Annotated in this window: 23 protein-coding genes and 1 tRNA gene; 6 read left to right on the top strand and 18 right to left on the bottom strand. The window is 64.8% G+C overall.

What is annotated here, in order from left to right; all coding sequences use genetic code 11:
• Positions 1–189: 189 nt before the first annotated feature.
• Both NMP98_RS07455 and NMP98_RS07450 read right to left on the bottom strand, forming a co-directional pair.
• Positions 190–1,218 carry an LLM class flavin-dependent oxidoreductase gene (locus NMP98_RS07455; RefSeq protein ID WP_254860893.1) on the bottom strand — a complete coding sequence of 343 codons (1,029 nt, stop codon included), beginning with the start codon at positions 1,216–1,218 and terminating at the stop codon, positions 190–192.
• A 64-nt stretch (positions 1,219–1,282) separates the two neighbouring features.
• Complete coding sequence (locus NMP98_RS07450; RefSeq protein ID WP_254860892.1) at positions 1,283–1,726, bottom strand: DUF7548 family protein; 444 nt, start codon at positions 1,724–1,726, stop codon at positions 1,283–1,285.
• Positions 1,727–1,814: 88 nt separating this feature from the next.
• On the opposite strand from NMP98_RS07450, the gene NMP98_RS07445 reads away from it, so the two are divergent.
• Complete coding sequence (locus tag NMP98_RS07445; protein WP_254860891.1) at positions 1,815–2,159, top strand: DUF5798 family protein; 345 nt, start codon at positions 1,815–1,817, stop codon at positions 2,157–2,159.
• Here NMP98_RS07445 and NMP98_RS07440 read toward each other — a convergent pair whose 3' ends face one another.
• Genes NMP98_RS07440 through NMP98_RS07430 form a run of 3 tightly spaced genes read right to left on the bottom strand, consistent with a single transcriptional unit; the run spans position 2,160 to position 4,136 of the window.
• On the bottom strand, positions 2,160–2,567 hold the full coding sequence (locus NMP98_RS07440) for a CoA-binding protein (protein ID WP_254860890.1): 408 nt from the start codon (positions 2,565–2,567) through the stop codon (positions 2,160–2,162). It lies immediately after the preceding gene.
• A 41-nt stretch (positions 2,568–2,608) separates the two neighbouring features.
• Positions 2,609–3,250, bottom strand: coding sequence for an RAD55 family ATPase (locus tag NMP98_RS07435; RefSeq protein ID WP_254860889.1), 642 nt, complete (start codon positions 3,248–3,250; stop codon positions 2,609–2,611).
• Between the two features lie 52 nt (positions 3,251–3,302).
• Positions 3,303–4,136 carry a geranylgeranylglycerol-phosphate geranylgeranyltransferase gene (locus NMP98_RS07430; protein WP_254860888.1) on the bottom strand — a complete coding sequence of 278 codons (834 nt, stop codon included), beginning with the start codon at positions 4,134–4,136 and terminating at the stop codon, positions 3,303–3,305.
• Positions 4,137–4,253: 117 nt separating this feature from the next.
• On the opposite strand from NMP98_RS07430, the gene NMP98_RS07425 reads away from it, so the two are divergent.
• Both NMP98_RS07425 and NMP98_RS07420 read left to right on the top strand, forming a co-directional pair.
• Positions 4,254–4,328, top strand: a tRNA-Arg gene (locus tag NMP98_RS07425).
• A 92-nt stretch (positions 4,329–4,420) separates the two neighbouring features.
• Positions 4,421–4,663 carry a ribbon-helix-helix domain-containing protein gene (locus tag NMP98_RS07420; RefSeq protein WP_156710178.1) on the top strand — a complete coding sequence of 81 codons (243 nt, stop codon included), beginning with the start codon at positions 4,421–4,423 and terminating at the stop codon, positions 4,661–4,663.
• 12 nt (positions 4,664–4,675) lie between these two features.
• Here NMP98_RS07420 and NMP98_RS07415 read toward each other — a convergent pair whose 3' ends face one another.
• From NMP98_RS07415 to NMP98_RS07375, 9 genes are all read right to left on the bottom strand, one after another.
• Positions 4,676–5,419 (bottom strand): DUF429 domain-containing protein, encoded by a 744-nt coding sequence (locus NMP98_RS07415; RefSeq protein WP_254860887.1) that lies wholly within the window; start codon positions 5,417–5,419, stop codon positions 4,676–4,678.
• 72 nt (positions 5,420–5,491) lie between these two features.
• Positions 5,492–6,313, bottom strand: a complete 822-nt coding sequence (locus NMP98_RS07410) for a YqcI/YcgG family protein (RefSeq protein WP_254860886.1) — start codon at positions 6,311–6,313, stop codon at positions 5,492–5,494.
• 57 nt (positions 6,314–6,370) lie between these two features.
• The gene (locus tag NMP98_RS07405) at positions 6,371–7,735 is read right to left on the bottom strand and encodes an APC family permease (RefSeq protein WP_254860885.1); all 1,365 of its coding nucleotides are present in this window, start codon (positions 7,733–7,735) and stop codon (positions 6,371–6,373) included.
• A gap of 60 nt (positions 7,736–7,795) precedes the next feature.
• Positions 7,796–8,527 (bottom strand): universal stress protein, encoded by a 732-nt coding sequence (locus NMP98_RS07400; RefSeq protein WP_254860884.1) that lies wholly within the window; start codon positions 8,525–8,527, stop codon positions 7,796–7,798.
• A gap of 62 nt (positions 8,528–8,589) precedes the next feature.
• On the bottom strand, positions 8,590–8,826 hold the full coding sequence (locus tag NMP98_RS07395) for a DUF8119 family protein (protein ID WP_254860883.1): 237 nt from the start codon (positions 8,824–8,826) through the stop codon (positions 8,590–8,592).
• A gap of 216 nt (positions 8,827–9,042) precedes the next feature.
• Entirely contained in the window at positions 9,043–10,014 is a 972-nt protein-coding gene (gene mvaD / locus NMP98_RS07390; protein ID WP_254860882.1) for a phosphomevalonate decarboxylase MvaD, read from the bottom strand.
• 67 nt (positions 10,015–10,081) lie between these two features.
• Complete coding sequence (locus tag NMP98_RS07385; RefSeq protein ID WP_254860881.1) at positions 10,082–11,695, bottom strand: cytochrome P450; 1,614 nt, start codon at positions 11,693–11,695, stop codon at positions 10,082–10,084.
• 80 nt (positions 11,696–11,775) lie between these two features.
• Positions 11,776–13,032, bottom strand: a complete 1,257-nt coding sequence (locus NMP98_RS07380; RefSeq protein ID WP_254860880.1) for a Glu/Leu/Phe/Val family dehydrogenase — start codon at positions 13,030–13,032, stop codon at positions 11,776–11,778.
• A gap of 110 nt (positions 13,033–13,142) precedes the next feature.
• On the bottom strand, positions 13,143–13,991 hold the full coding sequence (locus NMP98_RS07375) for an HpcH/HpaI aldolase/citrate lyase family protein (protein WP_254860879.1): 849 nt from the start codon (positions 13,989–13,991) through the stop codon (positions 13,143–13,145).
• Between the two features lie 100 nt (positions 13,992–14,091).
• On the opposite strand from NMP98_RS07375, the gene NMP98_RS07370 reads away from it, so the two are divergent.
• The 3 genes from NMP98_RS07370 to NMP98_RS07360 are packed head-to-tail and all read left to right on the top strand — an operon-like array spanning position 14,092 to position 15,671.
• Complete coding sequence (locus tag NMP98_RS07370; protein ID WP_254860878.1) at positions 14,092–14,550, top strand: MaoC family dehydratase; 459 nt, start codon at positions 14,092–14,094, stop codon at positions 14,548–14,550.
• Between the two features lie 51 nt (positions 14,551–14,601).
• Positions 14,602–15,135 (top strand): PH domain-containing protein, encoded by a 534-nt coding sequence (locus NMP98_RS07365; RefSeq protein WP_254860877.1) that lies wholly within the window; start codon positions 14,602–14,604, stop codon positions 15,133–15,135.
• The gene (locus NMP98_RS07360; RefSeq protein ID WP_254860876.1) at positions 15,132–15,671 is read left to right on the top strand and encodes a PH domain-containing protein; all 540 of its coding nucleotides are present in this window, start codon (positions 15,132–15,134) and stop codon (positions 15,669–15,671) included. Before NMP98_RS07365 ends, NMP98_RS07360 begins: the two co-directional genes overlap by 4 nt.
• Here NMP98_RS07360 and NMP98_RS07355 read toward each other — a convergent pair.
• The 4 genes from NMP98_RS07355 to NMP98_RS07340 form a co-directional block, all read right to left on the bottom strand.
• Positions 15,659–16,189: a redoxin domain-containing protein gene (locus NMP98_RS07355; RefSeq protein ID WP_254860875.1), complete on the bottom strand. Its 531-nt coding sequence runs from the start codon at positions 16,187–16,189 to the stop codon at positions 15,659–15,661. The genes NMP98_RS07360 and NMP98_RS07355 overlap by 13 nt on opposite strands.
• A 62-nt stretch (positions 16,190–16,251) precedes the next feature.
• Complete coding sequence (locus tag NMP98_RS07350; protein WP_254860874.1) at positions 16,252–17,955, bottom strand: acyl-CoA carboxylase subunit beta; 1,704 nt, start codon at positions 17,953–17,955, stop codon at positions 16,252–16,254.
• A 67-nt stretch (positions 17,956–18,022) separates the two neighbouring features.
• Complete coding sequence (locus tag NMP98_RS07345) at positions 18,023–18,877, bottom strand: class 1 fructose-bisphosphatase (RefSeq protein WP_254860873.1); 855 nt, start codon at positions 18,875–18,877, stop codon at positions 18,023–18,025.
• A complete protein-coding gene (locus tag NMP98_RS07340) occupies positions 18,878–19,672 on the bottom strand; it encodes a class I fructose-bisphosphate aldolase (protein WP_254860872.1) in 795 nt (264 codons plus the stop codon).
• Between the last annotated feature and the right edge of the window lie 495 nt (positions 19,673–20,167).

Below are 20,167 nucleotides of genomic sequence, written 5' to 3'. Positions count from 1 at the left end.
ACCGAACTTTTTCCACGAGCAGCCAACGGCTGCTCGGGAAAAACTTCGATGAAAAAGCAGCGGCGGGTTCCCTACGGTCACCCGCCTCGCCCGGACGCTCCCTTCGGTCGCGTCCGGAGAACCGCGTCGGGCGGCTTCGCCGCCCTCGCGGATGCTTGGTATCTGTCTCCGTTCTCCGATTGGTCTCAGTCACCGAGCAGTAAGTCCGACGCCGTCGGCCAGCAGTTCGTGGGACCGAAGCGCGTCCTCGTGGTCGGCGACGACGTGTTGAATCATCATCTCGTCGGCGCCGACGCGGTCGGCCAACTGCTCCAACAGTCCGTCGAGGGTCTCCGGACTGCCGGAAATCGCCCGCGGCCACTCCCCGTCGTCGAGAGTGGCGGGCGTCGGCTCCGGAACGCCCCCGAGTTCCTCGATGGCCTCCTCGACGGAGGGTGTCGTCCCGACGACGCCGCGCTCCATCCGCTTGTAAGACGCCTCGGCCATCGCCCGGAGTCGTGCCGCCTTTTCGTCGGTTTCGGCACACACCGCGTTCACCGCGACCATCCCGTGTGGCTCGTCGATACCGCCGCCCAACTGTGAGGGCTGGAACTGTTCGTGATACTCCTCGAAGGCGTGGACGGCGAACTGCGGGCGGATGAACGCCGCAAAGCAGTACGGGAGGCCGAGTTCGCCCGCCAGCGCCGCACTCGATGGGCTCGACCCGAGTACCCACGGTGCGGGTGGCTCTTCGCCCGACCGGGGAATCTCTAGGTCGCCGTAGGGGTGATCGTCCGGGTAGTCGTCGTAGAGGTGACTGACGACGGCCTCGATTTTTTCGGCGTGGTCCTCGTCGGGGTTGCGGGCGTGCCGTTCGGTCCCGAGCGCGCGGTCGACGGCCGGCGACCCGTTGGCACGGCCCAGTCCGGCGTCGATGCGTCCCGGCGCGAGTCCGTCCAGCGCCCCGAAGATTTCCGCGACCTTGAACGGACTGTAGTGGTTGAGCAACACGGCGCCGGAGCCGAGGCGAATCGAATCGGTCTCGGCGGCGAGGTGGCCGAGCAGCACCTCGGGTGTCGTCCCCGCGAGGGTGTCGGCCATGCCGTGATGTTCGGCGACCCAGAACCGCGAGTAGCCGAGACGCTCGGCCTGCTGGGCGGCCTCGACGGTGTTCGCGTACGCCTCACGGGCCATACCGCCATCGGGAACTGGAGAGAGGTCGACGATAGAGAGGTCCATATCGGGCTTCGGGGGACTGCAGAGGATAACGGTTCGGGTATCGACGAGGCGCTTCGAACCGCGACTACAGCAGTCGAAGCGACTTCGCGTACCACCCGGCGGCAGCGGCGGGAACGATGGCGACGAGTGCGAGCACCCAGCGGTGGGATTCGATGACCGTCGCGGTCGTGAGCGGGCCGAAAAGCGGTTCGTCGGTCGTCAACTGGAGGACGAGGTCCGCGGGCACCGTGACGGCCCACAGCACCGAGATGAGGAACACGACGACGCTGAGGCCGACGGCGGCACCGGCGGCGGTCTCGGGATCGGTTCGGTTCTCCCGTCCCGCGGCGAAGACGATGACGCCGACGAGCGCCATCAGGCCGCCGGCCCACGGCGTCAGCGCACCGGAGCCGTAGTAGCTGGCGACGGCCGACCCGTCGTCGATGACGAAGTACGGCACGGTGAGGACGGCGACGACGGCGAGCGAGGCGACGATACCGAGCGTCGGTGCGGCGCGGCGGCTGTCCATACCGGCGTTCCGACCGCCTGCGTCTTAACGCCGCCGGGACGCATCGAACACCGCAAGGCACACGGCCATCGGCGTCGAAGGCCGGGCTATGGGACTCGGAGGTGCGACCAAGAAGCTCCAGAAGGTCGCGGACATGGGCGAGGAACTGTACGCGAGGATGAACGAACTCCGCGAGCAAATCGTCGAGGTCCGCGAGACGGTTCAAGACACCCACGAGCGGGTGGCCGCCTTGGAGAACAAGGTCGACCAACAGGCGGCGTTGCTCGAAGCGATTGCGGAATCGGAGGGCATCGACGTCGACGAACTCCTCACAGAGGTCGCAATCGAGGAGGCCGAACCCGCCGTCACCGAGGCCGAGGGCGACGACACGGCCGCGGTTCCCGACGCCGAAGACGGCGGTGAAAACGACACAAAAACCGGAAGCGGCGAGTAGCTACATCAACCGCTGGTACTCGACTTTGAGACAGCGGTCCTCGACGTACTGACGACCGGAGTCCTCGACTCGCTCGCCGGCCTCGCGGTCGCGGATACCCAACTGCGTCCAGACCACGTCGACGTCCTCGCGCTCGAGAACCTCGTCGACGATGCCGCTCACCTCCTCGCTGGGACGAAACACGTCGACCATGTCGATTTCTTCCTCGACCGCTTCGAGGGAGTCGTACGGTTCGACGCCGAATATCTCGTCGGCGTAGGGATTGACTGGAATGATTTCGTAGCCGCGTTCGCGCATGAGATTCGGCACGTCGTGGGCGGCTTTTCCCGCGGTTCCGGAGCAGCCGACGACCGCGATGGTGTCACATTCGAGTATCTCTCGGAGTTCAGCGTCGGTTTCGACCGGCATACCTGACCAAAGTCAGGCGGGGACAAAAGCACTGTGTGAGTTCACGACTCCGGGAGTTCCGCGTCGACGACGCCACCGTCGTCCAATCGAACGACGCCGTCGAAGAGCCGACACAGTCGTTCGTAGACCGCGTCCTCGTGGGCGAGTGAGTTGAGAGCGAACAGCCCGATTGCGTCTTGCTCTTCTATTCGAGCCGTCACGACGTCGAGAAACCGCGACGTGCGCTCGATGTCGCTGTACATCAACAGCGTCGAGACGGAATCGAAGAGGACGCGCTTGCCACCCGAGGTACCGTCCGGACCTTCGGTGAGTACGTCGGTGAGCTCCATCCCGATACCGGTGAGGTCGTCGGGCGAGGCCGCATACCGAACCGACGGAGAGTCCAGTCGTGGTTCGCCTCCCTGCTTCGTCACGCAGTCGATAACGCCCACGGGACCGTCGAGGCAGTCCGCGTGGTCGCTTCGAATCGTCCGTGCGGACTCGCGGTTCGTGACGATAATCGGTCGGTCCTCGTCCCCTGCGGCGAGTAACTCCATGCCGAACCGCCGTGTGCCCGCCATCGGCGGCCCGACGACGAGAAGGTTCGTTCCGGCCGGTACGGTCCGGTTGTCGAGTCGCTCGCCGAGGTCGTAGGTCGTTTCGGAGACCGTTTCGACCCACTCGAACCCACCATCCCCTTTCATGAGTGACTCGAACCGTTTCGTCCGAAAAGTCGTTCCGCCGGATACAAACGGCTTATAATACGACGGTCGCTCTGCCCAGCACGAACGCGACGGCCGCGGCGAACATCCCAACTTTCAGGAGCGTCTGCCCGCGAGTCGGGTCGTCGAAACTTCGGTACGCACCGCCGAGCAAGAGACCGACCGCGGGAGCGAGTGCGATTAGGTATCCGACGCCGAAGGTTCGAAGCACGTACGGAAGTGGGCTGGCGACGACGGCGACGACGACGAACAGCGCCGCGGCGACCAGCGCCCGCCGCTCGCCGATGGCGATGGGGAGTGTGTTCAGCCCCTCCTCTCGGTCGCCGGCGATGTCTTCGACGTCCTTGACGATTTCTCGGGCGACGGTCGCGGACGCAGCCAACCCGAACAGCACCCCGACCGTCGAGAGGTCACCACCAACTGCCGACCCGCCGTAAACGAACGTACTGCCCGTCAGCAGTCCGACGACGAGGTTTCCCACGCCCGGAAGCCCCTTGAACAGTTTCGTGTACGCGATGAGCGCAGCGAGGTCCGCGACGGCGATGGCGATGGCCAGCGGCGGAAGCAACAGCGTGATTCCCGAGGCGACTCCGAACAGTACGAGACTGTAGCCGAGCGCAGCACGTGCGCCGACGGCACCGCGCGGAATCGGTCGGTCCGGCTGGTTTATCGCGTCGATTTCGCGGTCGAAGTAGTCGTTGATGGCGTTGCCGGCACCCGTGGCGAGCACTGTCGCCGTAATCGCAATCGCCATCGGCGCGGCGCTGTCTAGCCCGCCCGCGACGAACGCGCCGATGAACGTCAACACCCCCGCGGCAATCGCATTGCCCGGCCGGAGCAACTCGACGTACCCGCGTACCGTTCCCATGGGGCCATCTCCGGCGGCCCCGGCATAAGGGACGCGGAAGCGACTGGCTTGTCGTCCCGACCCACCCGTCGACAAAATGGACAGCGTTAAAACACCGAGGCCGCTACGTGGTTTCGAGGGCGCTTAGCTCAGTCTGGACAGAGTACTTGGCTTCGGACCAAGCTGCCGCGGGTTCAAATCCTGCAGCGCCCATCACGGTTCTCGACGTTCCGAATACAACTCTAACTGTTGAGTGGGTTCACCCGAACACAGGGTTTTAACGCCCACCTCCCGAATCGTCGTGTATGCCCGACGTGGAAGTGTCGTTGCCGGACCGAATCGACAGTGAAATCGACCGTCTCGTCAGCCAAGGGGAGTTCCTGAACCGCGAGCAGGCGGTCGAAGAACTCCTCTCGATGGGCGTCTCTGCCTACGCGACGACCGAAGACACCGACGATGTCGAGGGAGACCTGTTCACACAGATGACCGACGACCAACAGGACCCGGCAGCGATGACGGACGAACCGGACGACGAGTTCACGTTCTGAGGAAATCGCGGTTCATCGCTGTTCGCCGACCGACAGCGGCGCGTCGCTCCGGTAGACGTACCGCATCGGAAGCCCTTCGGCGTCCCTCGGTGGGTCGGCGGGAAGCGACCGAAGTTCGCCGGGGCCGGGTCGGACGGTTAGCGCCAGCGCGACGGCATCGAGGACGGCCGGAATCGGGACGCGGTGGCCGGCGGTGGCCTCGGCGACCGACTGGACGGTCGGCGGCGCGTCGCGGTCGAACTCCGCGAGGGTGCGCATCCGTTCGGCGTAGCCGGCGGCAACCCCCGGTTGCTCCGTCATGGCTTCGCCCGCGAAGGCACGGTAGCACAGTTCGGGGTGGGCCTCGACGAATATCGGCTGGGCTTCGTCGATGGTCGTCAGGAAGTCGTCGACGGCGTTGACGAGGTGGGCACGCTCGAAGGCAGCACGGGACAGTTCGCTGTCGGTTTTGCGCTCGTGGACCCGAGCGGCGGTGCGGTAGCGCTGTTTGCGGGTGGCCTCTCGGACGGGTGCGGGCACGATGGCGTCGGTCCCGGCGAGGTACTCGAAGGCGGCGCGTTCGTTCGCTCGCGGCGCCGTCGTGGACTCCAATCCGACCGGCACGTCGATGGCGATGCGCTCGGCGTCGTCCTCGTAGCGCGTCCAGAGTTCGCCAACCCCGCCGACGACCGCCGTGTGGTCGTAGCCCGCTTCGGTGTAGGCGACTGCCAGCCAGACGCCGTCACGAGCGACGCTGCCGACGTAGTAGTCGCTCACGTTGTACAACTGCGCGTGCCCGTACGTAGGTGTGTCGCCGATGTCCGACGTACGTCGTGCGCTTTTCGGACGTCAGTCGGCGGCGACGGAGTCCTCGGGCCCGGCGAGCAGGTCGCTTTTGGGATGGTCGCGAGTGACGCTGATGGGGCAGGCATCGGGCGCTTGGCTGTCGTCTTCCCGGAAGAGGTACTGCCGCCACTCGCGGTCGCCTTCGACGCCCCAGTCGCCCAAATCGGCGTGTGGACAGACGCCGTCGTAGGACTCCAGTCGGTTTTGAATCACCTCGCGGGCGTGTTGGCCCTGTTCGTAGTCGGCGGTGACGTGCATGTTCTCGAACAACGCCCGCGGTTGGAACGTGATTTCCAGCCCGATGGGACAGTAGCGGCTCTTGTAGGTGTCGTAGAACGGCGCCCGACACGTCGGGAACATCGGTTCGCCGCCGAAGGAGAACTCCCACTTCGGGTCGTCGGGGTCCGTCGGGATGTCGGTGGGCCACGGTTCGGGATCGTGGACGTGGAGGAACTGGAGGATGTGCCAGAGGGTGTCGTGGTAGTCGGCTTCCGAAAGCGGCCGCTCCGGCGGGCGGAAGAACGCGACAAGCGAGGCGCGGTCGGCGTGGTCCTCGTAGCAGTCGAGATACTCCAGGATTGCCTCGCCGAGTCCCGCGAGTGCGCCCCGGTCGCTCATCGACGGCACGCAGGTGTACAGCAAATCGCCGTTGCGGACGGCTTCGGTGCCGAAAAAGCAGGGAAACGGCGTCCCGTTTCGCTCGCCGGTGAGACCGTCGGTGAAGGAGGTGAAGTGCGCTCGTACCCACTCGGGAACTCGCTCGGCGTCGACGCGTTCGGCCATCGTCTCGTGGTCGACGAGCGATTGGAGGCCCGACTCGTTCATACGCAAGGTTGCCGTCGTGGATTACTCAACGTTGTGCTTTCGGTAGCCTCGTTCGGGTCACTCACGGCCGGTCGGTTGGACGGCACCGTCGTCGCCGAACAGCGTCGCGAGCGCACCGCGGCGTTCGGTCCGGGAGCGGCCGTAGGCCAGATACAGGACGACGCCGCCCATCGCGATGCCAGCGGCGCCGAGCAGCGGTATCGTTCCCATCTGCCCCAACAACACCAATCCTCCAACGAGGCCGACGATTTGCACGTAGGGGTAGCCCGGCGCCCGAAACGTCGGATCGTAAAACGGCACGTCGCTTTCGCGGAAGGCCACGAGTGCGAGGTTCACGAGCGAGAAGACGAGTATCTGAAACGCACTCGCCAACTTCGCCAAGTCGACGACGGGGACGAAGGCGATGAGTACGAGGAGCAGTCCACCGGTGAAGGCGATGGCGGTACTCGGCGTCTTGAATCGGCGGTCGACGTGCGCGAGTCGACGCGGCAACAGCGAGTCCCGCGCCATCGCCAGCGGGAACCGCGACGATGCGAGGACACCCGCGTTCGCCATGCTGGTCAATGCGAGGACTGCCATGAGCGAAATCACGGTGACGCCGACGCCGCCGAACAGCGCCGCTGCGCCGTCGGCCATCGGCGTCAGCGACGGCCCGCCGTCCGGCCCGCCGTGGATGAGTGTGTCCGGGTCGTTCAATCCGATGACGACCGCGACGACGAACGTGTACACGATCATCATGATGCCCATCGACGCGAGCATCCCGCGGGGAATGTTCTTCCCCGGATTCTCAACCTCCTCTGCGATAGAGGCGATTTTCGTCACGCCAGCATAGGAGACGAACACGAACGCGGCGGCCGTGACGACGCCGCCGTCGCCGGTCACGTCGAAGGGTCGATACCGGGCGGCTTCGACGAGGAAGGAACCGTTCACCACGTATCCGACGAGGGTCGCGACGACGGCGGTGACGATGACCGATTGCAGTTGACTGCTCTGTTTCGTTCCGACGACGTTGAGGACGACGATGGCCGTTCCGAGGGCAAGCGCGATGGGTTTGACGAGCGTAGCCGGAATCTCGACGAACAGCAGCAGGTACGCGCCGAGGCCGACCAGTGCGAACGAACTCTTGAACACCAGCGAGAACCACGCGCCGATGCCGGCGACGGTGCCGACGAGCGGTCCCATCGCTCGGTCGATGAAGATGTAGGTGCCGCCGGATTCGGGCATCGCGGTTGCCATCTCGGCTTTCGACAGCGCGGCCGGCAACACGACGAGTCCAGCCAGTACGTACGCGACGACGACGGCGTTGCCGGCGATTTTGTAGCCGAGGGCGGGCAGGACGAAGACGCCACTTCCTATCATCGCGCCCATGCTGATAGTCAGCACGGCGACGAAGCCGAGGTCACGTTCGAGATCTCCACCCATCGGTCTATGCTATCCCGCGCGGCCGACGAACTTCAGCCCTTCCCCCGCGCTGGCAGGCACTCACGCCGACCCGTCGTCGTCTTCGGCGTGGTTCCGGCGGACGACCACGACCGGTTTACCGGCCCGGTTTACGATTTTGTCGGCCAGCGTCCCGAAGATTCGGTCCGCGGTCTTCGGGGTGGCTTCGCCCATGACGACGGCGTCGTAGTCGGCGGCGGTATCGAGAATCACCGCGTCGTGGTCGGTATCGGTGACGACGCGAGTGTCGACGGTGTCGGGGTCGATGCCGTGGTCGACCATCAGCTCGCGGCCGTCCGCGACTACGGCTTCGCCGTCGGCGTCGGTTCCCTCGCCCTCGACGACGTGCAGTAGCGTCACCGACGGGTCGTGTCCCTCGGCGAACACCGTCACGAACGAGGTGAGTCGGTCGACGTTGCCCGTATTCGGGATGGGTACGAGGATGCGCTCGACGCGGTCGGTCGGTGCCGGGTCCAACTCCCCGTCGCAGTTTTCCTCGATGGCGATTTGGTCGATTGCCTTTCCGCGGTCCCGCCCGAAGACGAGTCGTATCGTGACCGATGCACCCGCGGCCTCGAAGGGCTCTGCCACCGCCGCCAGTTGCTCTTTGGCCTCCGCTTCGAACTGTTCGCGTGCGACCGCTGGCGGGGTCTGTTCCGGCAGCCCGTAGTGGCCGAACACGACGATGTCGAGGGACGCAAGCGCCTCGACCAACACCGACGACACCGGCTGGGGGTCCGGCAACTCGAAGGGAACGACGAGTCGATGGGTCATACGCCGACTACGGCGCTCGCCCACAAATAGGCCTGCCCCGGTTCGGGGTTCAGGCGATCGAATCAGCGCTCATCGGCCGATGCCAAGGCGACTTCCAGCGAGAGAAAGAAGCCGTAGTAGGCGACGACGCCGGCGACCATCAGGAGGTAGTACGCCCAGTCGGGGCCGTCGACGAACCGGAAGATGACCGTCACGAGCGTCACCCACACGACGGCGAAGACGAGGTCGGTGACGATGCCGCCGCGGTTTTCGAGGATGTACTCGCCGAGTCGTTCGAGGGCGTTGCCGTCGCTGGCCATACGTCCTCTCCGGGGAGGGCCGGCTAAAAGGTCACGGCGCCGGGCCGAACAACAGCGGCCGGACGAGGAACCACAACACGACTGCGAACACCCCTCCCATCACGATACCGGTTGTGGCTATCGGGTCCATATCCGACTATCTTCGATTCTCCCAATTAAATTTTTCCGAGTAATCCGACGTTATAGAGCGACTGCTGCAATATTTGCTGTCGGAGGTCAGAACAGCGCTTCGCTCTCGTCGAGCACTTGGGCGGGGCCGCCGACGCCCCATCGACGGGTGTCGATGCCCAACGTTTCGATGGCGTTTTCGACCTCCTCGACGTAGGCTGCGGTCGTGTTGACGTACACCGACGCACCAGTGTCCGTCGAGAAGTAGACGGGGATGCCATCGTCCCGGAGTTCTCGAACCGTCTCGAACACCTCCAGCGTCTCGGGTTTCCAGTACACCCACCCGGCGGGGCCGGTCATCGTCGTCGCCGCAAGCGACAGCGAGTCGTGTTCGGCCAACTCGAAGGCGTCATCGAAGTTCCCCTCGCGGAGGGCGTGTCGCATCTCCGCGATTTGGCCGTGGATGTGGGCCATCCGCGCCTCGAACATGTGGCTGTCGGCGGCCTCCTTGTGGGCCTCCTCGGTGTGTTTGAACGCCGGAATCTCGGCGGCGATGATGCGGAGGTCGTCTTCGAGGTCGGTCTCGATGCGCTCGGAGCGGCAGTCCTCGTCGTCCAGTCCCGTTCGGAGATGCGAGAACGCGCCGGTGACCGCCCGTGCCGCAGAGGAGGAGCCACGGCGGGCGACCGTCGACATCTCCGGCCGTGTCATCCCGAGGTCGGCGGCGGTACACAGCGCGACGGCGGCGGCGGCAAAGCCCGAGGACGACGACCCGAAGCCGATGTTCGTCGGGAAGTCGTTGACCGATTCGAAGCGAACCCGGTGGTCGAATCCGGCCAACTCCCGGACGTGGTCGACGACGGCCTCGATGCGTTCGGCGCCACGGCCGTCGACTTCCTCGCCGTCGATGACGTAGACGTCTTCCGACAGCGAGGGGTCGAACTCGGCGGTGGTCTTGGAGTGACTCGGCGCGGTACAGACGGAGATGGAGTCGTGATACGGGAGTCGCAACTCCTCGTCGCGCATCCCGTGGTACTTCACGAGTCCCTGAATCGGGTGGGCCTTCGCGGTCGCCTTCATGTTCGGAACTCCGTGGGCCGCGTCTTTGCAGTTTCGCTCCGCCGGTTTCGACGCCCCATCGAGAGGGTCAGACCTCTCGCGGAACGAACCGGACGACGATGTCCCGGTCGGGTTGGAGGTTGATTGCGGAGTCGACGCCGACGTCGGGTGCCTCGTGGGGGTTTTCGGCGCCGGGGCCGGCGAACTCGACGCGGTGGGTCGCGAGCGTCGTCGCGAGGACGGTCGCCGCTTCCGTCGTCGCGATGGCTTCCCCGAGGCAGGCGTGGCGGCCGCCGGAAAAGGGGAAGTACGCGAACTCGTGGCGGTCGGCGTCGTCCTCGAATCGCGAGGGGTCGAACGTCTCGGGGTCGTCCCACAGTTCGGGGTCCCGGTGGACGACGTACGGACTCACGAGGACGTGACTGCCGGCGTCGACCTCGGCGTCGCCGAAGGTCACGTCCGTTTTCGCGGTCCGTCCGAAGATGGGCAACGACGGGTACAGCCGCAAGGTTTCCTTCCAGACCCGTCGCGTGTACGGGACCGATTCGAGGAACCGCGGCCCGTTGACGGGGTGGCAGGCCGCTTCGGGACCGTCCGGAAGGTCGTGGTCGTCGAGTGCGTCGGGACCGGAAAGCAGCGCGGTCGCACGTGCCTCCTCGTGGATTCGCTGCTGGGCCTCCGGACGAGCCGCGAGCAGGTACAACGCCCACGTCAGCCCGGCGCTCATCGTCGCGTGGCCGGCGATGAGCAACCCCATCACCTCCTGTCGGAGCGCCTCCGGGGGGATGTGCTCGCCGGTCACGGGGTCCCGGCGGCGGAGCCACTCGCCGAGGGCGTCGTCGAACACCAGCGGCGTGCGCTGGCGGCGGGCGACCACGTCGGTTGCCGCCGACTGCAGCGTCTCGACGGCGGCCTCGGTCCGTCTCTCGTGGCGACCCGTCAACTCGATGTGTGGGTCGAATCCCAGCGGCCGATGAATCCACGACGGCAGCGACAGCCGGTCGGGGAGTTGTCGGGTCGCGTAACTGGTGACGAGGTGGAGTTGTCGGCGTTTGAACAGCGCCCGCAGGGTCGCCACGGCGTCGATGACTTCGACCTCGTGGGCGCGCATATCGGGGCCGAAAAGCGAGACGCCGAGGAGCCGCAACGTGAGTCGCCGCATCGCCGGCAGCAGGCGGACGCCGTCGGTGCCGGCCGCCCAGATGCGAGCGGGCTCGGGAACCGTACTCGGGTCGCCGGAACTCACCTGCCCCGGGAGGCCATCGGCGAACTCCCCGAGCGTCGAAAGCGTCGTCTCCGCCAACTCGGGGACGTGGCTCTGTGCCTGCTCTTCGGCGAACTCCGGGCCGACGAGTCGAAGGCGTTCGACCCACGACCCTTCCTCGCTGTCGGCGTGGAGACTGACGATGCTGTTGCGGACGACGCGGCTGAAGTCCCGCGAACCGGGAACGTCGAGTGCCCGGAAATCGGAAGGGTCGGATTGCAGCACCGACTGGACGTCTTCGGGGTTCGAAAGCAGGTACACCCCGGAATCGAGCGCGGGATGTAGCGGCGGGACGCGAACCACGTCGCCGTATCGGTCACGGAGCGCCGCCGCAACGACGACCGGGTCGTCGTTGACGAGCGCCGGCAGAAATTCGACGAGTTCCGTCAGCGTCGGGCCGTGCTGTGGCCCATCCCCACCCGGGTTGAGGATGCTCATACGTGTGTGTTATTGTCATACACGTATAACTTGATTGGCCGTTTCCGCCGTCGATACACGGACGGAGTGCCGTTATATCGCTACGGCCACGTGCCGCCTTCCTCGTAGGCGGTCAGCACGCGACGGAGCGCGACGACGTAGGCTGCCGTCCGGAAGTTCGGGGTTTCGAATTCCTCGTAACAGTCGATGAGCCCCTCGAACGCCTCGACGATGTGCCGTTCGAGTTCGTTGTTGACCTTCTCTTCGGTCCAGTAGAACCGCTGTCGGTTCTGGACCCACTCGAAGTACGAGACGGTGACGCCGCCGGCGTTGGCGAGAATGTCGGGGAGCACGTGGATGCCACGCTCGGTGAGAACGTCGTCGGCGTCGGGCGTCAGCGGACCGTTGGCGGCCTCGACGATGACGTCCGCGCTGACCTCCTCGGCGAGGTCGGCGTCGATAGCGTTCTCCAGTGCCGCCGGCACCAAGAGGTCCACGTCCAGCGTCAACAGTTCCTCGTTGGTCAACTCCTCGACGTCGCCGTAGCCGGTGACCGACCCGGTTTCGAGTTTGTGCTCCTTGACCGCCTCGGCGTCGAGTCCCGTCGGGTCGTACACCGCACCTGAAGAGTCCGACACCGCCACGACGTTGGCGCCGAGGTCCGCTTCCAAGAGGCGCGCAGCGACGCTGCCGGCGTTGCCGTACCCTTGGACGGCGACGGTCGCGCCGGTCATCTGTTTGCCGAGGTAGTCGAACGCCTCACGAGCGGTGAGCATCGTCGAGCGGCCGGTCGCTTCGACGCGTCCACGGGAGCCACCTGATTCGATGGCTTTCCCCGTGACGACGCCCGGCGCCGTCGTGTTTTCGAGCGTCTCGTAGGTGTCTTTCAGCCAGTTCATCTCCTGTTGGCCGGTGTTTACGTCGGGTGCGGGGATGTCGCGGTCCTCGCCGATGAGCGGTCGGAGCTCCTTCGCGTACGACCGGGTGATGCGTTCGAGTTCGGCCGTCGAGTACTCCCGTGGGTCGATGACGATGCCGCCCTTCCCACCGCCGTAGGGGATGTCGACGGTCGCACACTTGTACACCATCCACCCCGACAGCGCCTTCACCTCGTCGCGGCTGACGCCCGGATGATAGCGGATGCCGCCCTTGTACGGCCCGCGGTCGCCGTTGAACTGCGAGCGGTAGGCTCGAAACACGCCGATGGAACCGTCGTCTAGCTCGACGGAGAGGTTCGTCTCCAGTACTCGCTCGGGGTTTCGCAGGCGTTCGAGCGTGTCCTCGTCGACGTCCACGTAAGCCGCGGCGTCGTCGAGCTGTTCTTGGAAGCTCTCGAACGGATTGACATCCTCAGACATACCAAATGTCTCGGTTAGTCACCGTTTAAGCGTGACGAACCACCTACTGGAGGTGCCACCGAACGTAACCGTCCAACGGTACGAGTCGGGTGAACGCTCCGACTACCCGCTCATTCCGTCGAGGCACGGTGTCGCTCCATGATGCGTTCGGCACGGGCGATAAGCGGGGCGTCTATCATCTCGTCGTCGACGCGGAACACGCCACGACCGTCGGCTTCGGCGTCTTCGCGGGCCTCCAGTACCCTCTCGGCCCACTCGACCTCCTCGTCGCCGGGCGTGAACGCCTCGTTGATGACCGACACCTGTGCCGGGTGGATGGCCATCTTCCCGTCGTAGCCCAGTTGTCCCGCAAAGCGCGTCTCCTCGGCGAGTCGGTCCGTCTCCTCGATGTCGGTGAACACGGTGTCGATTGCGTCGATTCCGGCGGCGCTGGCCGCCAAAACCACGTGTTGGCGGGCGTGAGAGACCTCAGTTCCCTCGTCGGTTCTGGTCGCTCCGATGTCGGCCGAGAGGTCTTCGGCACCGAAGGCGACGGCGTCGACGGCCGGCGTGGCGGCGATTTCCTCGGCGTGGAGAACACCCGAGGCGGATTCACACAGGGCGATGACCGGCAGGTCGTAGCCGTGTTCGCGGAGCAGTTCGTCCATCTCTCGAACGCCGGCGGCCGAGTCGGCTTTCGGCACCATCACCGAATCGACACGGGGAGTCCCCGACAGCGCCACCGCGAGGTCCTCGTCGGCGACGCTCGGCGTCGGGTTCACCCGGAGACACACCTCACAGTCGGGGTCGAACCCCGGGTCGGTCAACACGCCGTTGACCGACTCGCGGGCCTCGGCTTTCCGTCCGGGGGCGACGGCGTCTTCGAGGTCGAAGACGACCGTGTCGGCGCCCGAACCGGGCGCTTTGTGCATTAGTGCGGGCTGGTCGGCAGGTGAAAACAGCACGCTCCTGCGGGGCATATTCGACCGCTCCGGCGTCAGCACCTATATAGCTACGGCACGGGCACTGGGAACCGAACCCGTCGGTATCGTTTAGTCGGCGGCCCACTTCAGCGGGCGTATGCCCGGCCTGTACTACGAGGAGTTCGAGGTGGGACAGACCATCGAACACGACAAGCGGCGGACGATTAGCGAATCGGACAATCAGGGCTTCTGTGATATGACGATGAACCAACAGCCGCTGCATCTCGATGCCGACTTCGCGGCCGATACCCAGTTCGGCCAGCGACTCGTCAACGGGCTCTACACGATGAGTCTCGCCGTCGCGCTGTCGGTTCCCGACACCACCGACGGCACCATCGTCGCCAACCTCGGCTACGACAACGTCGAACACCCAAACCCCGTCTTCCACGGCGATACGGTGTACGCCCAAACGACGGTCACCGACAAACGCGAGACCAGCGACGGCGAGCGCGGCATCGTCGAGATGCACCTCGAAGTGTTCAAAATCGACGACCCCGACGACACTCTGGTCTGTGAACTCGACCGGACGGCGCTGTCGCTGAAGCGACCGGAGTGACGGAATCCGCGCTGGCGTGCGTTTATCAGGGAGGGCGAACAACCGCGGGGTATGTCCGCCGCCTCCACCGCCGGCAGCGCCTCCGATTCACCGTCGCTCGAGTGGCTGACGCTGGACGACGACGAGGAACTCCTGTGGTCGAGTCGCCCACACCGCAGTAGCCTCGTCCCTGCCCTCGTCGTCGGGATTCCGCTGTCGTTCGTCCTCATCGGTATCCCAATCCTCGTCAGCGCATATCTCACCTACCAGAACACCCACTACGTCGTCACCGACGCCGGCCTCTACAAGAAGACCGGTATTCTCTCCCGTGACGTACAGAAAATCGGCTTCGATAAGGTCCAGAACACCTCTTATAGCCAATCTGCCATCGGCGGCTACTTCGGCTACGGCAACGTCGACATCTCGACTGCGGGCGGCAGCGGCGTCGAGATGCGGTTCCGGTCGGTCCCCGACCCCGCCGACGTACAGCAACGCATCAACAAGCGCGTCAAGTCCAAAGAGCCCGCCCGCGACGACAAAAACGAGGTCCTCGACGATGTCCTCGAGGAACTCCGGGCCATCCGCACCGCCCTCGAAGAGCAATGACCGAAACGTGGCTGTCGCTGGAAGCCGGCGAGGCCGTCGAGTGGGAGGCTTCCCCGCGGCTGATGCGTGCGGCCCCGGCCGTCGCCATCAGCCTCGTACTCGTGGCCGCGGCCATTGGCGGGGCAATCGTCGTCGATCGGCTGGCACTCGCGCTGTTAGTCGTCGCGCCAGTTCCCGGAATTTACGCGTACCTCAGGGTCACCAACACGCGATTCGTCCTCACGAACCGCGCGCTGTACCGCAAGAGCGGCATCCTTGGAATCGACGTTCGGACCATCGAACTCGACCGCGTCCAAAACAGCACCTCCTCGCAGGGAATCCTCGGAACGGCGTTCGGCTACGGTAGCGTCGTCGTCGACGTCGCTGGCGGCGCCGACCTCCGGCTGTTCGACATCTACGATCCCGACGACGTTCGGGCCGACATCGAACGCCTCGCCGGGCGCAGCGACGAGATTCCGGGCACGCTCGAACAGTGGCAGAGCGTCCGCGAAGAACTCCGCGCCATCCGCCGGGAACTCGACGGTCAGTTGAAGTAGGCGTCGTAGTCGGCGGCCACGTCCGTCTCGCAGTCCGGAAACATCTCCCCGAGCACCTCGGCGACTGCCTCGACCGGCGAGGGGTCACTCGGCGCGAAGCCGTCGTCGGTCGTCCACGCGAACTCGACGGTCCAGTCGCTCCCGAGGAGAAACGCCGCCCGCTTCGGCGGCCCGTAGTGGCCTTCCCACTCCTCGTAGCGGACGCCGTAGTACTCCGCGGCACTGCCGCCGTCGCCGAGTAAGACCAAAGGGAGGTCGTAGTCATCGGCGTACGCCGCCGATGCGTAGATGCTGTCCATCGAGACGCCCCACACTTGCAGTCCGTCGTGGCCGTGCCAGCCGGCGTCGCGAATCGCACACAACTCCGCCGTCGCAGTCGGCAGAAACGTCGAGGGAAAGAACCACAACAACACGGCGTCGCCCGCCTCGATGGCTTTGAACAGTTCGTACACGTCGGGTGACCCACCTTCGACGCCCGGCAGTGCGAAATCCGGCCCCGTTTGTCCCTCGCGTATCATACGCAGTCTGGTCGCCGCGTCGTCTTGGGTGTGCTGGCTGCGGAAGCGGCGGCCGGACGAGATTACAGAACCGTCCCGTGTTTCTTCGAGGGACGGTCCTTCTCGACGTCCTCGTAGAAGCTAAAGCGATTGATGAGTTCCTCCCGGAGCGTCGACGGGGGGATGATTTCGTCGATGACGACTTCGCTGGCCATCCGGCGAACGTCGATGTCCTCGCGGTACTCCTCGCGGAGTTGTTGTTCCATCTCCTTGCGTTCCTCCTCGTCGTCGATGTCCGCGAGTTTGTTCGCGTAGACGGCGTTGATGGCCGCTTCCGGACCCATGATGCCGATTTCGCCGGAGGGGAGTGCGATGGTCGATTCGGGGTCGTAGGCCGGCCCCGACATCGCGTAGATGCCGGCGCCGTAGGCTTTCCGGACGACGACCGACTGCTTCGGCACTGTCGCCTCCGAGGTGGCGTAAATCATCTTCTTGCCCTTCTCGAGGATGCCTTCCTTCTCGACCTGTGAACCGGCCATGAACCCCGGTGTGTCACACAGATACAGAAGCGGGACGTTGTATGCGTCGCACTTCCAGGCGAACTGAGCGGCCTTCTCGGCGGAGTCTGGGAAGATGGCACCGGCGCGCTCGGCGGGCTGGTTTGCGATGATGCCGACCGACCGACCGTCGAGGTGGGCGAAGCCGGTCACGATTTCGGGGCCGTACTCCGGCTGGAGTTCGAAGAAGGAATCCCGGTCGACGACCCGCTCTATGAGGTCGCGGATGTCGTAGCCCTTGTTCGGCTCCTGTGGGATGACCGAGTCGATGCCCTCCGGGGAGCGCTTGGGCGGCTTCGGCGTCGCCCGCGGCGGCTTCTCGTCGGCGTTGTCCGGGAGATACTGGACGAGTTGGGAGACGAGTTGTCGGGCGTGTTGTTCGTCGCGTGCGACGAGGTCGGCGCTGCCGGATTCGGTGGTGTGCATCCGCGCGCCGCCGAGGTCCTGCATGTCGATGTCTTCGCCGGTGACCATCTCGACCATTCGAGGGCTGGCGATGGCCATCGCGCTCATCCCTTCGACCATGATGGTGAAGTCGGCGAAGACGGGCGTGTACGCCGCTCCTGCAATACAGGGGCCGTACAGGACGCAAATCTGTGGGACGCGTCCCGAGAGCCGCGAGTGGTTGTAGTAGTACTTCCCGATGCCCTCGCGGTTGGCGAAGAACTCGGTCTGTTTGTCGATGCGGCCGCCCGAGGAGTCCATCAGGTACAGCACCGGCTTGCCGGTCTTCAGCGCGCGCTGTTGCATGCGGAGGAACTTCTCACAGCCCCGTGCGGCCATCGACCCGGCCTTGACGGTGAAGTCGTTGGCCATGAAGTGGACGTCGCGGTCCTCGAACTCCGCGGCGCCGGTCAGCAGGCCGTCGGCCGGAAGCCTGTCCTCGGCGTCGAAGGCTGCGAACTTCCCGTCCTCGAAGGCGAGGCCGTCCTCCCCGAACCACAACTCGAGGCGGTCTCGGACGAACAGTTTGCCTTGGTCGTCGAGGCGCTCTTTGTACTTTTCGGGACCCCCCAACTCGATGTCCTCGATTTGTTCGCGGAGCAGTTCCTCGCGTTCGGTCGGCCCGAGGTCGTCCTCGATGGGCGAGAGGTCGGCCTCGCTCGTCGCCGCGGGTTCGTCGTCGTCGCCGACGAACACCTCAACGTCGGTTTCGGCGTGGTTCGCCATCGCCTGTGCGATGGCCTCTGCCTCTTCGATGCTTGCGTCGCCCCCGATGCGAACTTTCATACGTGCATCGTCAAGCGTTGCCACTAAACCGTTTTCCCTCCGAAAAAATGAGAAATCTGTTCTCAGTTCACTCGGGGAGGGCGGATTCCAACCGGGCGATGTAGTCGTCGTCACCGACGAACAGCGGCGTCCGCTCGTGGAGGTCGGTGGGAGTGCAGTCCAGAAGCGACCGCTCGCCGTTCGAGGACGCTCCGCCCGCCGATTCGATGATGTGGCCGATGGGGTGACCTTCGAACAGCAGTCGGAGTTTTCCCTCGGGACGGTCCCGAAGTCCGGGGTAGCCGAAGATTCCACCGTAGGTGAGCACTTGGTTCACGTCCCCTATCATCGCACCGCCGTAGCGGAGTTTGAGTTCGTCTTCCACCTCATCGACGTAGCCGGCGAAGGCGTCGGTCCACTGGGGGACGCGGCCGCCGAAGCCGTAGACGACTGGCTCCTCCGGGAGCGTGAGGTCCTCGGTGACGACCTCGCGCTCGCCGTCGTCGATGAGTTCCTCTCGGACGATGCCGTCGCGGGCGACGACCATTGTCGTGATGGGGCCGTACAGAACGAACCCGGAGGCGACGAGGTTCCGCCCCGAGGTCGGCAACGGCTCGTCGTAGACGCCGAACAGCGTTCCCATCGTGTTGTTGGACTTCAGATTCGAGGAGCCGTCGAGTGGGTCACAGGCGACATGGTACTCGCTTTCGCCGGTTCCGCTTTCGACGACCGAGTCCCGTTCCTCGCTGGCGTAACTTCCTACGTCGTCGATGTCCAGCAGTCGCTCTTCGAGCAGTTCGTCGGCGTAGATGTCGGCGGCGAGCTGCTGCTCGCCAGAGGGGTTTGCCCCCGATTCGTACACTCGTCGCCCGACGAGGCCGTCCCGTATATCCGGCGCCGTCGAGGCGACGGCATCCAGTATCGACCCGATAGCGTCGGCCATCTATTCGGCCGCCGCGAGCGCCTCGTCGACGCTCGTCTCCTCGAAGATGACCTTCTCTAAGGCGTCGAGGATGCGGGTGGGGTCCTCGCGCTGCCAGACGTTGCGTCCCACGGCGAGACCCTTTCCGCCGGCGTCGATGGTCTCCTTGACCGAGGCGAGGAACTCTCGGTCGGTCGTCTTCGAGCCGCCCGACATGACGACCTTCGTCCGTCCGGCCATCCGGACGGCGTCTTCCATGGCCTCTTGGCTGCCCGGATGCTTGACCTTCGCTATGTCGGCACCCAACTCGAGCGCTAGCCGTGCGGCATACGAGATGGTGTCGGGCTTTGTGTCGTTCTTCAGGCCTTGCCCGCGCGGGTACGACCACATGACGACCGGCAGGTCGTGTTCGCGGGCGGCCTCCTGGGCGTCGCGGAACTCCTCGGCCATCTCGACTTCGTTGTTCGAGCCGCCGTACAGCGTAAAGCCGACCGACGACGCGCCGACCTCGGCGGCGTACTCGACGGTGCAGTTGACCGCTGAGTCCGGTTCACCCATCCAGAGGTTCGACGTGCCGTTGAGCTTCATCAGCAGGTCTACGTCCTTGGAGTAGGAGGGGTAGTAGGCTTCGGCGATGCCCTTCTGGACTGCGACGGACGTGACGGCGGGGTGGGTCGCCGCCTCGAAGGTCCGTTCGGGGTCCGCGCTCTCGGGGACGCCACGGAAGTCGACGGGGCCGTGTTCGAGTCCGTGGTCGTAGGCGAGGATGAGCGCTTTCCCGTCCCGGCACAGCGGGGTGTCGTCGATGGGAATCATACGGTCAAGTGTCCGATGAGGCGGACAAAGAAGATTCTGGTATGGGTGGTCCGAACGCAGCGTCACTTCCGTACGAAAACGCGGAGCGAAACGAGCCGTGGGATTCGAAATATAAATAATTTGAAAATAATAAATGTATTGAATTATGGAGGATGAAGCAACAATTCGGAATTAACAGTTAGTTGGTAAACACGGGTGAAGTAGAACAGGATAGCCGCTCAGAAGATGGTAGAATAGCGTACCACCTCACTACCGAATATCGCATCGGGGACTATCGTATTTGGTTCTAAACTCCATACTGGCCGTTTATACGCCGTGTAATCGACGCAAATGCAGTAAGTCGAACCAACGTCGAGTAGGGTCGATTTCCGAATGAGCCTCCGTGTTGCGAAAGGAACCCATTTCTGCGAAAATACAGTCATAATCCTAACAATATCGCTGAACGATTGGTCCCTGCTTCACCATCCCGGAGCATCCTCTGGGACGCAATGTCAC

Source organism: Natronomonas gomsonensis (genome assembly GCF_024300825.1).
GTDB classification, from domain to species: Archaea; Halobacteriota; Halobacteria; order Halobacteriales; family Haloarculaceae; genus Natronomonas; species Natronomonas gomsonensis.
The sequence above is the reverse complement of the archived record's forward strand: the minus strand, read 5'-3'. Positions and strand labels throughout refer to the sequence as shown.